The organism is Marivivens donghaensis, assembly GCF_011806565.1.
Taxonomy (GTDB): Bacteria; Pseudomonadota; Alphaproteobacteria; order Rhodobacterales; family Rhodobacteraceae; genus Marivivens; species Marivivens donghaensis_A.
In genome coordinates, this window is the sequence record NZ_JAATOP010000002.1 from 427,949 (window position 1) to 441,022 (window position 13,074).

Below are 13,074 nucleotides of genomic sequence, written 5' to 3' on the forward strand. Positions count from 1 at the left end.
TAAAAGGGCCGCCCTGAGGCGGCCCGATGTATTTACTTCGTTGCGTCGGCTTTGTTCTTGCGGAGCCCGCCGAACATGTTGCCGAGCACATCGGGCTTATGTCCGTGGCTTCGCATGATGCCATACTGCTGCACGAAAGTAATCGTGTTGTTGGTGATCCAGTAGAGCACCAGACCCGAAGCGAAGTTGCCGAGCATGAACATGAAGATCCACGGCATCCAAGCGAAGATCATCTTCTGCGACGGATCGGCGGGGGCCGGATTCAGCTTCTGCTGCAGCCACATCGAGATACCCAGCAGGATCGGCAGGATACCGAGCGAGATGATCGCGAGGAAGCTGGTCGGCTCCGGCGCGGCCCACGGCAGCAGACCGAAGAGGTTCAGGATCGACGACGGATCAGGCGCGGACAGGTCGTTGATCCAGCCAATCCAAGGCGCATGACGCAGTTCGAGCGTCACGAAGATCACCTTGTAGAGAGAGAAGAAGATCGGAATCTGCAGCAGCATCGGCAGACAGCCGGACGCCGGATTGACCTTGTTGTCGCGGTAGAGCTTCATCATGCCCTGCTGCAGACCAGCACGGTCGTCGCCCATACGCTCTTTGAGCTTCTCCATTTCGGGCTGCAGCTCCTTCATCTTCGCCATGGAGACGTAGGATTTGTAGGAGAGCGGCAGTACCAGCGCCTTTAGAACGAAGGTCAGGACGATGATCGACCAACCCATGTTGCCGATGAGCGCGTGGATGTTGTGGAGGAGCCAGAAGATCGGCTTTGTCAGGAAGAAGAACCAACCCCAGTCGATGGTGTTGATGAAGTTAACGATGCCACCATCGTTCTGGTAGGCGCGGATGGTTTCCCATTCCTTAGCGCCTGCGAAGAAGCGGGTCGAAACGGTCGTCTCGCCGCCGGCAGCGACGGTTTCGCTCGGCATGATGGCGTCGGCTTCGTAGACGTCGTTGGTGCCGAAATAGCGCGAAATGGCTTCGAACGGACGGGTCTGATCGGGGATCAGCGTCGTCATCCAGTAGTGGTCGGTGTAGCCGATCCAGCCGCTTTCGGTGACTGTTGTACGATCGGCGGCGGTTTCGTCGGCGATGTCTTTGTATTTGATTTGGTCGAGCGAGCCGTCGGCCATGCGGATCAGGCCTTCGTGTAGAACAAAGAAGCCTTCGAGGTCGTCCGGTTCAGTATAGCGACGGATCAGGCCGTAAGGCGCAACGGTTGCGTCTGCGTCGCCATTGTTAACGACAGACTGATCGATGGTGATCATGAACTTGTCGTCGACGGTATAGGTATTGCGGAAGGTCAGGCCGGCGCCGTTGTCCCATTTGATAGTGACGGGGCTGTCGGGGCTGAGCGTTTCGCCCTCTTCCAGTTCCCACATGGTGTCGGGGCCAGGAACGGCGTCGGCGGCGACGCCCTGATTGGCGCTCCATCCGAAGCTGGCGAAGTAGGCATCATTGCTGCCCGAGGGGCGCAGCAGATGGATCGTGTCCGAGTCCTCTTCGACCGAAACGCGGTAGTCGGTCAGGTATAGGTCGTCGAGGCGGCCGCCCATCAGGTTGATCGAACCCGACAGCTCAGGCGACTCGATCGGAACGCGTGGTGTGTCGGCTACGACTTCGGTCGGGACAGCTGCCACGCCCGGAGTCGCCGAGTTCGCGACAGGTGCATCAAGCGTTTGTTCTGCGGCCACATCTTCGGCTACTGCGGGAGATTGCTCCGGCAGGGGGAAGAGGGTGTACCACACGCCGAGCACACCCGCGCAAAGCACGAGCGCCAACAGCATATTTCTGTTCTGATTGTCCATCTGAACTGCCTATTTCGCCTTATTTTGGTCGGGTTGGTTCAACAGGCCACAGGCTCAAAGGTCAAGCGGTTTTGCGATGTTTTGCAGGCGAACGGGCTTTTGTTTACTCACATTTGCGAAGGTCAGCACGCCCTGAGATGTCGGGGTGGCGGGCTGATCCGCTGTGCAGTGTAGTTCGAAATCCAGTCGTCCACCAATTCGGGCGCGAGCGGGCGGGCGATGCCGTAGCCTTGGACCTCGTGACAGCCCAGCTGGGCCAATTTTGCGCGCTCCTCCGACGTTTCGACCCCTTCAGCGAGGGTTTGGAGGCCCAGCCGCTCCGCCATCGTCAAAATAGCTGCCACCATTTTTTGCTGTTCTACGTCCTTGTCGATGCCAGAGACGAAGGACCGGTCAATTTTGATGCGTCCGACCGAGTAGTTGCGGATCGATGTGATCGATGCGTGCCCAGTTCCGAAATCGTCCAGATCAAGGCTGCATCCGAGGCGCGCGAGGCCGGAGAGGTTGCTGAACAGGATCTCGTCCGCCTGATTGGCGACCACCGTTTCCAGCACTTCGACAGCAATGCGGTCTGGAAGGAGGCGATACGACCCGACACGGCACCGGATGCGGTCCACGAGGTTAATGGCGTGAAGCTCCTCGCTGGAGAAATTCACGCCGACACGTGGCACGGTGAATCCCTTCTGGTCCCAGCGCGTGATGGCTTCGAGCGTGTCGTTCAGGATCACTTCGCCGAGCCGATGCATCATATTGGCCTGCGCGATAGCAGGCAGGAAATCGAGGGGCGGGATCAGGCCGCGGTCGGGATGTTGCCAGCGGGCAAGCGCCTCGAAGCCGGTAATTTCACCTGTCACGGTCGACACCTGCGGCTGGAAAAACGCGCGGATTTCGCCGTCGTGGAACGCGCGGCTGACTTGCTGCATCAGACTATTTCGCGCTTCGATGCGGCTCCGCATGGCTGGCGAATAGCTACGGACTGACGACGGACCGTGGCGTTGGGCCTCGATCAGCGCGTTTGTTGTCGCTTGCAGCAGGTCTTCGGTTCGGGTCGACGAAATGCAGTCGGACATCGAAAAACCGATGGAAGCCGTCATGTGGACGTTCATGCGCCCGACGATCAGCGGACGCTTGATCGCTTGTTGGATGCGGGACGCGAGTTCGAGCGCGTCTTCTATGTCCGGCTTGCTCGACAGATCGGTCATGACCGCGAACGAAAACCCGTCCATGCGTGAAATCAGGTCGGTCTCTCGAATGTTCAGCTTGATCCGATATGCGACAATCCGAAGGATTTCTTCGATCCCGTCGCGGTCGTGCACCTCTTCCAGCAGTTTATGCCGGTCGATTTCAATGAGGAACAAAGTGCTGAATTTGCGCCGCCGTTGGGCGTGGATCAATCGCCGGTGCGCCGCGCTCATGAACGCATCGCGGGTCATCAGGTCGGTCACACGGTCTACTTGGACATCGCGCGATAGCGACTTCAGCAAAACGGGCGGGATAGCAGCGCCAGCAACGAGGCCCGCGTAGCCGAGCATCTCGAATCCGGCGAAAGCTCCGATAGGCGTGATGACCGAGAGCGGCACACTTTCGATCGCGCGCCGCAGGTTCTGGGACACAGTATTGTACCCGATATTCAACATTGTCTTGTCCTTCGCCGTAGCAGTCTTGCCGCCACGCTAGGGAACAACGTTGACCGGATCGTTAACGCAGGTCGGGAATATCGTTAGAATTGTTCTGTTTTCGCTCGCCGATCTCCAGCCCCTTGAAGTCGAACAGGGCAGGGTCGAGCAGGTGGGACGGGCGCGTATTCATTAGCGCGCGGAACATCTTCTGACGGCGACCAGGGGCGTTCTTTTCCCATTGGTCGAGCATGCCTTTGACCTGCATGCGCTGGAGGCCGTCCTGCGAACCGCAGAGGTCGCACGGAATGATCGGGTAGTTCATCGACTTGGCGAACTTCTCGCAATCGGCCTCGGCCACATAGGCGAGGGGGCGGTAGACGAACAGATCGCCGTCTTCGTTTACCAGTTTCGGCGGCATCGTCGCGAGGCGCGAGCCGTGGAAGAGGTTCATGAAGAACGTCTCGAGGATGTCGTCGCGGTGGTGGCCGAGCACAACAGCGCTGCATCCTTCTTCGCGTGCAATCCGGTAGAGGTTGCCGCGGCGCAGGCGCGAGCAGAGGGCGCAGTAGGTGCGGCCCTGCGGGACCTTGTCAACAACGATGGAGTAGGTGTCCTGATACTCGATCCGGTGCGGAACGCCCATGTCCTCAAGGAACTTCGGCAGCACGGTCGACGGGAACCCAGGCTGGCCCTGATCAAGGTTGCAGGCAAGTATATCGACGGGCAGCAGGCCGCGCCACTTCAGTTCATACAGAACCGCGAGCAGGGTGTAGCTGTCCTTGCCGCCTGACAGACACACCAGCCAACGCGCGTCGCGTTCGATCATACCGAAATCGTCGGTCGCCTGACGCACGTTCTGCACGATGCGTTTGCGCAGCTTTTTGAATTCGGTCGACTTGGGAGCGCCGTGGAAGAGCGGGTGGATGTCGTCGAGATCGTCGAGCATGGCGGCCTCCGAAGGCGCTATCAGTCAGGTACGTTGTCGATGCCGGAGCTGCCCCAAGGGTGGCAGCGCAGCAGGCGGTGAACGGTGAGGTAGGTGCCCTTGATCCCGCCGTGCTTTTCCAGCGCTTCCATCGCGTAGGCAGAGCACGTCGGCTGGAACCGGCAGCTGTGTCCGATGTAGGGCGACAGGACCACGCGGTAGGCGCGCACGGGCAGAGATATGACCCACGCAAGCGGGGTCATTGGTGCACCTTTTTCAGTGCCCAGATCAGGTCGCGCTTCATCTGGTCGAAGTTATGGTCGGCAGTCATGTCCTTACGTCCGACGAGGACATAATCCCAACCGTCGCGGCCATGCTTTTGCATGATCAGCCGCGCGATTTCGCGCAGACGACGTTTGGCACGGTTGCGAGCAACCGCGTTACCGACTTTCTTCGAGCAAGTATAACCGACGCGCAGAGGCTCATCGTCGTCGCGCTTACGTGCCTGAAGGTGAAAGCCTTTGGTCCCCTGACGACGCGCGGATGCGGCACGCAGGAAATCGGCCCGTTTTTTCAGGACTGGCGGACGAACGAAAACCGCCGTAGGCGCGGCCTCGGCGGTCTGCGTCTGGTCAAGCTGTTGCGAAGTCACTGATGACCTCGCGGCGCCAATCAGGCGCTCAGCTTCTTGCGGCCACGTGCGCGACGGGCGTTAAGGACTTTACGGCCAGCCTTAGTTGCCATGCGGGCACGGAAGCCGTGACGGTTCTTGCGAACTCGGTTCGAGGGTTGGAACGTGCGCTTCATCGCGTTCTCTCCGGTCTAAAAGAAGGCCGAACCCGTCTCAGGATTCGAGGCCGTTAAGCATTCGAGGCCCTGCCTTTAGTCGCGATACCGTCATGTGTCAACGCGGCTCACCGTGGTTTTTGCCCTGATCCCACGATTCTCCGCCTTGTTATTGCAACAATTTATCATAGCGGCGTGAGAACCCTATCCGGCGCGCTATCTTTCGGCCATTGAGCGCTTATTGCTCGACCTTATTTTACGCGGAAAATTGACCCTATGCCACGATTGATCCGGCTAATGCCCATCGCGATCCTCGCTGTAGCCGCGGCGATTCTCTATGCGATGTATGGCGAGTATCTGAGCTTTGATGCTCTCCGAGATCAGCGTGAGGCTTTGCTGGCTTATCGCGATAGTCATTATGTGGCTGCGGTCATTATTTTCGTTGCCGTCTACGTGGCTATCGTCGCTACCTCTATCCCCGGCGCGACGATCATCTCGCTCACGGGCGGGTTCCTTTTTTCGATTTTTCCTGGGCTTTTGCTGAACGTGCTCGGGGCGACTGTCGGCGCGACGCTTCTGTTCCTCGCGGTACGCTTCGGGTTCGGCGACACGCTGGTGTCCCGCATCGATTCGAGCTCGGGCCGCGTGAAGCGGATCAAGGACGGCATCGACGAAAACCAGTGGTCGGTTCTCTTTGCAATGCGGCTTTTGCCACTCGTGCCGTTCTTTGTCGCGAATCTGCTGCCTGCGCTCATGGGCGTGCCGCTCTATCGCTATGTCGTCACGACTGCGCTCGGCATCATTCCGGGCGCTTTCCTCTATACATCGGCGGGCGCCGGCCTTGGCGCTGTGTTCGACGCGGGAGAATTGCCTGATGCGTCGAGTTTTCTGGAACCTCGCTATCTTGTGATCGTTATCTTGGTAGTTTGTGCGGCGCTGGTGCCGAGCACCTGGAAGCGCTGGCAGGGCAAAAGGACGCCTGAATGAACACCATTAAAACAGATGTCTGCGTGATTGGCGCAGGCTCCGGCGGTTTGACCGTGGCTTCGGGCGCAGTGCAGATGGGCGCCAAAGTTGTCCTGATCGAAGCGGGCAAGATGGGCGGCGATTGCCTGAACTACGGCTGCGTTCCGTCGAAAACGCTGATCCATGCGGGCCGCGCTGGCATGAACTACGCCGAGGCTATGGCCGACGTTCAGCGCGCCATCACGACCATTGCTCCTCACGACAGTCAGGAACGCTTTGAAAAGCTGGGCTGCACTGTCATCCGCGACACTGCGCGGTTCGAGGACGAGGACACCATTATTGCAGGTGATACCCGTATCGGAGCGCGGCGCATCGTGATCGCGACGGGCTCTTCGCCGATGGTGCCGCCAATCGACGGTATCGACAGTGTGCCATACCTGACCAACGAGACGCTGTTTGCGCAGCGGGAGACGCCAGAGCACCTGATCATCATCGGCGGCGGCCCCATCGGGATCGAGATGGCCTTTGCCCACCGGTCGTTTGGCTGCGAAGTCACCGTCATCGACGGCGACCAAGCGCTGAGCAAAGAAGACCCTGACGCGGCTAAGATTGTGCTCGACCGGTTGCGGGCCGAAGGCGTCACTCTCATGGAGGGCGCGAAGGTCGAAGCCGTTTCAGCTGAGAATGGCGTCACCGTTCAAACGTCCAAGGGGCCTGTAACCGGTTCGCATCTGCTCGTGGCCGCTGGCCGCAAGCCGAACCTCGATAAGCTCGACCTTGATAAGGGCAACGTCCCGCGAACGAAGACTGGCGTCGACGTGGACGGTTCCCTCCGTTCGGTAAGCAATAAGAAAGTCTACGCGATCGGCGATGCTGCGGGCGGAATGCAGTTCACTCACCTAGCGGGCTATCACGGCGGGGTCATCATCCGCTCAATGCTGTTCGGTATTCCGGCCAAGGCCAAGACCGCGCACATCCCGCGCGTTACTTACGGCTCGCCCGAGCTGGCCCAGATCGGCCTGACCGAAGCCGAGGCTCGCAAGGAACACGGCGACAAGCTCACCGTCATTCGCGAAGACCTTAAATCGAACGACCGCGCCGTGACGGCTGGCATCACCGAAGGTTTCATCAAGCTGATGGTGCACAAGGGTCGCCCCGTCGGCGTCACCCTCGTCGCGCCGAATGCGGGCGATTTGATCGCACCGTGGGCGCTCGCGATGGCGAACAACATGAAGCTTTCGGCTATGTCGAACGCTGTTTTTCCCTATCCGACGCTTGCCGAGATTAACAAACGCGCTGCCGGTTCCTATTTTAGTCCCAAGCTGTTCGACAGCGCGCTGGTCAAGACTGCCGTCGGCCTCGTGCAGCGCTGGCTCCCGTAGGAGCACGGAGGATCAATGTTCAAGACACTCTCAGGGCGCTTCCTGTTCCTGACGGTCATCTTTGTACTGCTGGCGGAGGTTTTCATCTTCGTCCCTTCCGTTGCGCGCTATCGGCAGGATTATCTGTCATTGCGCCTCGAACGAGCCCAGATCGCCTCGCTGGCGCTACTTGCCGACGGCATGATCTCCGATTCGCTGGAGAAGGAGCTGCTGGATAACGCCGGCGTCTTTAACGTCGTGCTCCGCCGTGACGAAGTGCGCGAACTTGCACTGTCATCGCCGATTCCCTCGCCGATTGTTGCCACTTACGACTTGCGCGACGATGGTGCGGTGACGCTGATTTCAGACGCGCTGTCAGCCATGTTCACCAAGGGTAACCCGATCATCCGCGTCATCGGCAACCCTGTGCAGGACGGCGGTCTACTGATCGAAGTCACGATGGAGCAGGGGCCCTTGCGGCAGGCGATGCTGGAATATGGCCTGAATGTTTTTATCCTGTCGGCTGCGATCTCGATCATCACCGCGATGTTGTTGTTCGTTGCCGTCCGAACCTTCCTTGTTGCGCCGATCAAGGGCGTTGTGCGGGCCATGTCGGTCTATGCAGAAGCGCCCGAGGATGCGCGGCGCATTATCAATCCGACCGCGAGCGTCGCCGAACTTCGCGAGGCGGAAGACGCGCTGCGATCGATGCAGACCCAGCTCACCGGCGCACTGAAACAGCGCGAACGCCTCGCCCAGCTTGGTGAGGGCGTCGCGAAGGTCAGCCACGATCTGCGCAACATTCTCACCTCGGCCCAGCTGTTCACCGACCGTATCGAGGTGTCTACTGATCCCGTTGTGCAGCGACTCGCGCCCAAACTGGTCAACTCGATCACCCGTGCCGTGCATCTTTGCGAAAACACGCTGGCCTTCGGACGCGCTTCCGAGCCGCCGCCGAATCTTACCCGCTTCGCGCTGGCCGAGATTGTATCGGACGTTATCGACAGCGAACGTTTGTCAGCGGGCGATTATGACATCTCGTTTGCCGAGGATATTCCCGCCTCCATGACCGTTCGCGCCGATAGCGAGCAGCTTTATCGCGTCATCGGTAACCTTGTGCGCAACGCCCGTCAGGCCATCATGAACACCGGCGATTCCGGTGAGATCAGCATTCAGGCCAGCGAGGATGAAAACCGTTGGCGCATCGTTGTGGCTGACACTGGGCCGGGTCTTCCGATGCGTGCCAAAGATCACCTTTTCCAAGCTTTCCATGGCGGCGCATCAAAGGGCGGCTCCGGCTTGGGCCTTGTTATTGCTTCGGAATTGATCCGCGGCCACGGCGGTCAGCTTGGTCTGCTAACTACCGGACCGGAGGGCACGACCTTCGAAATCATCCTGCCGAAGAGCGACTTCCAAATTATTTCGACCGAGACATAAAAAAGTTGCTTTTCGCTCTTGCGCTCCCCGAACGCTAAAGGTACATCGCCCTCACTCACCGCGGACTGGTAGCTCAGTTGGATAGAGTACTTGACTACGAATCAAGGGGTCGGGGGTTCGAATCCTCCCCAGTCCGCCACTTCCCTCCCGAAAGTGTAACAAATCCAACTGGCTAAGCAGCCGGATGCGGTTTGATGTTCGCGCGTTGCGACCGTCGGGAACCCAAACATATCTCCGATTGTTTCCTTTCCACGTTATCAAATGGAGGAGACCTATGCCGGACGGTCAGGTGCTATCTTGCGGGTTGGTACATACGTCCGACCGCGAACCAGGTTTCCTGCGGCGTCGCGCAGGAAAAGGGTTCAGTTATCGCGATCCTGACGGCAAAAAGCCGGACGTTATTGCGCTCGAGCGTATACGCGGCCTCGGCATTCCTCCTGCTTATGAAAACGTCTGGATCTGTATGCTCGACAATGGTCATCTTCAGGCCACGGGCACCGACGTTTCGGGTCGCAAGCAATACCGCTATCACCCGCTCTGGTCGTCGGCGCAGGCCGAAACCAAGTTTTCCCAACTGATCGCTTTTGGTGAGGCGTTACCCTCGATTCGTCGCCGTGTGCGGCGCGATCTGCAAGAGGACGCGGGCGATATGGCGTTCAGCCTCGCCGCGCTGGTTCTGCTTTTGGACCGCGGGCATCTGCGGATCGGCAATCCTGCATACACCGCGACGAACCGATCGTTCGGGGCTACGACGTTGCTGTCGCGGCATCTGTCGCTGGGGGATGGCGTGGTGAAGTTGAAATATCGCGCGAAAGGCGGGAAACGGGTGCAGAAAAGCCTGCGCGATAAGCGCCTTCATAAAATCATGCAACAGATCGGCGACCTTCCCGGCAAGCAGCTGTTTAGTTGGATCGACGAAGGCGGCCAGTCCCGCAGCCTCAGCTCGCACGACGTGAACTCGTACCTGTCGGACATCACTGGCCAGAACGTGACGGCGAAGACCTTCCGGACTTGGGGCGGAACGCTCGCCGCGTTTGAAACCGCGCTTGCCGCCGACGAAGACGAGCGCCTAACGATCAAGGCGATGGCCGAGGCTTCGGCAGAGGTTCTCAGCAACACGCCGACCATCAGTCGCAAATCCTACATCCACCCTGACGTGCTGGACCTTGCCGAGATGCCAGATCGCCACAAGATGCTGTCGGGTATCACTGCGCCTGAAATGGCCGAACTGCGGGTGCCTGAGCGCAAACTTCTGACTTTCCTCGGCCGCTAAGCCGTTCACATCACCGTAGGTTTTCCTTTCATCGCCGCCGCGCGCTTGATCTGTCGTGCAAGCAGCAACACTTTATGGGCGAAACCTCATAGGAGACGGCACCGGATGACAGACCGCTATGCGCCTCAGGGCGACAACGGCCATGGCCTGAGACATGCAAGGGAACTCGAAGGACATCTTGCTTGGCTCGATACATTTTCCGGCGCCGCGCTCGCGGTTCTATCCACCGCTTCGGGCATCTACACCTACCTCGGCGTCTCGGGTCTGCTGGACGACACGGGAGCGTTTTCGTTCTTTGCCGCAGCGGCTTATTCCATTGCTGTGTCTGTCGGCATCTTCGTCTTCTGGTCATATCTGATGCGGCTTTTGCCTGCGATGCGGACCACGGCGTCGAAGATTAAACTGACTGGCGCGATGGTACTGGGCTGCGGCGCGATTATCGCGATGTCGTCTTGGCTGAACGCTGCGGCGCTCGCTGGTGCGGCGGCGGTTGAACAGCACTTGGCGGAAACCGTGCAGGACTATCAGGTCGCGCTGGAGCAGGCCCACGACACCGCAATCACCGCGCAGGCGTTGGAGCGCGACGTGGCCCGTGTGCGTCAGAGCTTCGAAGACCTGTCGGCACAGGAAGCAGACGGTAACCTCTCCGGCCTCGCTGGTCGCGGCGCTGTTTTCCGTGTGCTGACCCAGAAGGCTGCGGAATTATCTGCCCTTGAAGAACAGATCGTTCAGCAAGCGCCGTTCATCGAAGCCGCTTTTGACGAAGGCAACGCCACGCTTTCGCGTATGCGCGCACTGACGGTAGAGCAGGGGCCCGTTGAATCCCGTTCGGTCGCGTTCAGCGAGGAAGCTGTGCGCCTCGCAGGTCTTGTTGCGCAGCTCCGCCAGTTCTCCGTTGCTCCCCTTGTCGAACGTGCGGCCGCTGACCTGTCCGAGTCAGTGGTCTTGCCCGAGCTGGATAGCCGCACCACGGACGGGCAAGCCGCGCAGCAACAGACCATCACGTCGGTGCTCGAAGTCCTCCAACTTCGCGCGGCGTCCCTGTCGCAAGCGGCAGAGGAAGTGCTCGCCCGCCCCGCGCCGCCCGAGGTGATCTACACCCCAGTTTCCGCGGCAGACGCGGTGATCCTCTATGCGCGCAACTTCATGCCGTCTTGGGCCGGTGCGATCGCCATCGACCTGCTGCCTGCCGTGCTCGTGCTGATCCTCATGGTCACCCAATCGGCCATTCGCGCCGGGCGAGGTGATTTGCCGCCCGAAGACACGCTGACGCTGGCTGAACTCCGCGCCGCGCTTCATGCCATCCGCGAAGTGGAAACGGCTGTCGAACTGCGCACTCCGCCGCGCGATGTGGTTACGCCGACGGATGCGCCCAAACCGAGTGTGACCGAGTGAGCGGCAAGTCGAACACCGTTCGCCGCGCCATCCTTGCTATTCTCGCTTTCCAGATCGGGATGGCGATTGTGCTAGCGGGCGGCGATCTGATGCGGGCGCTACCGTCACTCATCGCGCCGTCGAACCAGCCCTCGCTCGACAATCCCGTCAGCCCAGGCGATCAGACGCGGCGCTTTCGACCTGCCGACATTCCTGCCCGCCCCGGCAATCCCGACCGCGTGACGGACATCCCGTCGCCGGGGAACATGCCGTCGCGCCTGCGGTTCGAGGAAGCCGGCGATGCCGTGCTGCTCACCGGTACCATCGCGGGTGGGGATGCCGAGCGGTTCGACGAATGGCTCGAAGGACGCGATGCGCCGCAAACTATCCGTCTGCACTCCCCCGGCGGCTCTGTCATGGACGCGCTCGCGATTGGCCGGACGATCCGTGACATGGACGCAGGCACCGTAATGGAGAGCGGCGATATCTGTTTCTCTGCCTGTCCGTATGTCCTCGCCGGAGGTGTGACGCGCACCGTCGATGAGGATTCGCTTGTGGGCGTCCATCAGCACTATTTCGACGAAAACGTCGCCCTTCCCGCATTCATCGCGGTCGAGGATATCCAGCGCGGGCAGGCTGCTGTGGTGGGTTATCTGAGCGACATGGGCATCGACTTGCGGATCATGGAGTTGTCCCTGTCGACCCCACCGGACGAGATTTACGTGCTGCTGCCCGAAGAGCTTGATGAGTACGGAATGACAACGACCGACAGTTAAATGCTGCTCGGAGTATTTCTCAGGTCGCAATCGCGTCCCTCATGACCTATGTCCAAAAAAAATATATGGGACAGCCCGCAACGCCGGGTGGATAGGTGTATGAGCAATAATTTCCGGTTCGATGCGGTTTTTTGGGATATGGACGGGACGCTGGTAGATAGCGAGCCGAACCACCTGCGGTCTTTTGTCGACGCAATGGGCGCGCTGGGCCTGACGATCCCCGATGACTTTCACGACCGGACGCTCGGGATGACCGAAAAGGATGTCCACGAATATCTGCGCAGCGACCTCGGGCTGGAACTAGACCTCGTCGAATGGGCACAGGCGCGTTTCGAGGCCTACGCCGCAAAGCCAGAAATGGTGAAGCCGCATGAGGTCGCTTTCCCGATCTGGGAAAAGCTTGATGAGATGGGCGTGCAGCAGATGGTCGTATCGAACTCGGACCGCCTCATCGTCGAATATAATCTCGAGCGCGTTGGCCTGCTGCGTCCGCAGCTGAAAACCATCAGCCGCAATGACGTGATCAAGGGCAAGCCGGATGCGGAGCCCTACCTGCGGGCGGCTTACCTTTGCGAGGTTGAGCCGTCGAAATGTGCTGTGATCGAAGATAGTGCGACCGGATTGGCGGCAGGTTTCGCGGCCGGAATGACGGTGTTTATGATGCCGGAGTTCGCGTCCGAGACGCCTCATCCATATCAGCCCATCGCATCACTGCTGGGCTAAGTAAGGAGCCCTCCGCGAGATGATCG

13 protein-coding genes and 1 tRNA gene are annotated in these 13,074 nt (G+C 59.8%); 8 read left to right on the forward strand and 6 right to left on the reverse strand.

What is annotated here, in order from left to right; translation table 11 throughout:
* Nucleotides 1-32 precede the first annotated feature (32 nt).
* The 6 genes from yidC to rpmH all read right to left on the reverse strand — a co-directional run bounded on the left by yidC (nucleotide 33) and on the right by rpmH (nucleotide 5,159).
* Complete coding sequence (yidC, locus tag HCZ30_RS05070) at nucleotides 33-1,808, reverse strand: membrane protein insertase YidC (RefSeq protein ID WP_167636987.1); 1,776 nt, start codon at nucleotides 1,806-1,808, stop codon at nucleotides 33-35.
* Nucleotides 1,809-1,930: 122 nt separating this feature from the next.
* Nucleotides 1,931-3,445: a putative bifunctional diguanylate cyclase/phosphodiesterase gene (locus HCZ30_RS05075; RefSeq protein ID WP_167636989.1), complete on the reverse strand. Its 1,515-nt coding sequence runs from the start codon at nucleotides 3,443-3,445 to the stop codon at nucleotides 1,931-1,933.
* Between the two features lie 61 nt (nucleotides 3,446-3,506).
* The gene (ttcA, locus tag HCZ30_RS05080) at nucleotides 3,507-4,373 is read right to left on the reverse strand and encodes a tRNA 2-thiocytidine(32) synthetase TtcA (protein WP_167636991.1); all 867 of its coding nucleotides are present in this window, start codon (nucleotides 4,371-4,373) and stop codon (nucleotides 3,507-3,509) included.
* Between the two features lie 20 nt (nucleotides 4,374-4,393).
* Nucleotides 4,394-4,615 carry a membrane protein insertion efficiency factor YidD gene (gene yidD / locus HCZ30_RS05085; RefSeq protein WP_167636993.1) on the reverse strand — a complete coding sequence of 74 codons (222 nt, stop codon included), beginning with the start codon at nucleotides 4,613-4,615 and terminating at the stop codon, nucleotides 4,394-4,396.
* Entirely contained in the window at nucleotides 4,612-5,004 is a 393-nt protein-coding gene (gene rnpA, locus HCZ30_RS05090; RefSeq protein ID WP_432442752.1) for a ribonuclease P protein component, read from the reverse strand. The genes yidD and rnpA overlap by 4 nt, the downstream gene beginning before the upstream one ends.
* 20 nt (nucleotides 5,005-5,024) lie before the next feature.
* Nucleotides 5,025-5,159, reverse strand: coding sequence for a 50S ribosomal protein L34 (rpmH, locus tag HCZ30_RS05095; protein WP_140194174.1), 135 nt, complete (start codon nucleotides 5,157-5,159; stop codon nucleotides 5,025-5,027).
* Between the two features lie 276 nt (nucleotides 5,160-5,435).
* Here rpmH and HCZ30_RS05100 point away from each other — a divergent pair, with 276 nt between their 5' ends.
* The 8 genes from HCZ30_RS05100 to HCZ30_RS05135 all read left to right on the forward strand — a co-directional run bounded on the left by HCZ30_RS05100 (nucleotide 5,436) and on the right by HCZ30_RS05135 (nucleotide 13,048).
* Nucleotides 5,436-6,125, forward strand: coding sequence for a TVP38/TMEM64 family protein (locus HCZ30_RS05100; RefSeq protein WP_246212598.1), 690 nt, complete (start codon nucleotides 5,436-5,438; stop codon nucleotides 6,123-6,125).
* On the forward strand, nucleotides 6,122-7,486 hold the full coding sequence (locus tag HCZ30_RS05105) for a dihydrolipoyl dehydrogenase family protein (RefSeq protein ID WP_167636998.1): 1,365 nt from the start codon (nucleotides 6,122-6,124) through the stop codon (nucleotides 7,484-7,486). The genes HCZ30_RS05100 and HCZ30_RS05105 overlap by 4 nt, the downstream gene beginning before the upstream one ends.
* 15 nt (nucleotides 7,487-7,501) lie before the next feature.
* On the forward strand, nucleotides 7,502-8,902 hold the full coding sequence (locus HCZ30_RS05110; protein ID WP_167637002.1) for a sensor histidine kinase: 1,401 nt from the start codon (nucleotides 7,502-7,504) through the stop codon (nucleotides 8,900-8,902).
* 62 nt (nucleotides 8,903-8,964) lie between these two features.
* Nucleotides 8,965-9,041: transfer RNA gene (locus HCZ30_RS05115), tRNA-Arg, on the forward strand.
* Nucleotides 9,042-9,176: 135 nt separating this feature from the next.
* Nucleotides 9,177-10,175: a DNA topoisomerase IB gene (locus HCZ30_RS05120; RefSeq protein WP_167637005.1), complete on the forward strand. Its 999-nt coding sequence runs from the start codon at nucleotides 9,177-9,179 to the stop codon at nucleotides 10,173-10,175.
* Nucleotides 10,176-10,280: 105 nt separating this feature from the next.
* Nucleotides 10,281-11,570: a hypothetical protein gene (locus tag HCZ30_RS05125; RefSeq protein WP_167637007.1), complete on the forward strand. Its 1,290-nt coding sequence runs from the start codon at nucleotides 10,281-10,283 to the stop codon at nucleotides 11,568-11,570.
* Nucleotides 11,567-12,325, forward strand: coding sequence for a hypothetical protein (locus HCZ30_RS05130; RefSeq protein ID WP_167637010.1), 759 nt, complete (start codon nucleotides 11,567-11,569; stop codon nucleotides 12,323-12,325). Before HCZ30_RS05125 ends, HCZ30_RS05130 begins: the two co-directional genes overlap by 4 nt.
* A gap of 99 nt (nucleotides 12,326-12,424) precedes the next feature.
* Nucleotides 12,425-13,048 carry an HAD family hydrolase gene (locus HCZ30_RS05135; protein ID WP_167637012.1) on the forward strand — a complete coding sequence of 208 codons (624 nt, stop codon included), beginning with the start codon at nucleotides 12,425-12,427 and terminating at the stop codon, nucleotides 13,046-13,048.
* The last annotated feature ends 26 nt before the right edge of the window (nucleotides 13,049-13,074 follow it).

Excerpts from the sequence above, each read along its gene's own strand:
- yidC (WP_167636987.1), bottom strand. The coding sequence starts at position 1,808 with ATGGACAATCAGAACAGAAATATGCTGTTGGCGCTCGTGCTTTGCGCG.
- HCZ30_RS05075 (WP_167636989.1), bottom strand. The coding sequence starts at position 3,445 with ATGTTGAATATCGGGTACAATACTGTGTCCCAGAACCTGCGGCGCGCG.
- ttcA (WP_167636991.1), bottom strand. The coding sequence starts at position 4,373 with ATGCTCGACGATCTCGACGACATCCACCCGCTCTTCCACGGCGCTCCC.
- yidD (WP_167636993.1), bottom strand. The coding sequence starts at position 4,615 with ATGACCCCGCTTGCGTGGGTCATATCTCTGCCCGTGCGCGCCTACCGC.
- rpmH (WP_140194174.1), bottom strand. The coding sequence starts at position 5,159 with ATGAAGCGCACGTTCCAACCCTCGAACCGAGTTCGCAAGAACCGTCAC.
- HCZ30_RS05100 (WP_246212598.1), top strand. The coding sequence starts at position 5,436 with ATGCCCATCGCGATCCTCGCTGTAGCCGCGGCGATTCTCTATGCGATG.
- HCZ30_RS05105 (WP_167636998.1), top strand. The coding sequence starts at position 6,122 with ATGAACACCATTAAAACAGATGTCTGCGTGATTGGCGCAGGCTCCGGC.
- HCZ30_RS05110 (WP_167637002.1), top strand. The coding sequence starts at position 7,502 with ATGTTCAAGACACTCTCAGGGCGCTTCCTGTTCCTGACGGTCATCTTT.
- HCZ30_RS05120 (WP_167637005.1), top strand. The coding sequence starts at position 9,177 with ATGCCGGACGGTCAGGTGCTATCTTGCGGGTTGGTACATACGTCCGAC.
- HCZ30_RS05125 (WP_167637007.1), top strand. The coding sequence starts at position 10,281 with ATGACAGACCGCTATGCGCCTCAGGGCGACAACGGCCATGGCCTGAGA.
- HCZ30_RS05135 (WP_167637012.1), top strand. The coding sequence starts at position 12,425 with ATGAGCAATAATTTCCGGTTCGATGCGGTTTTTTGGGATATGGACGGG.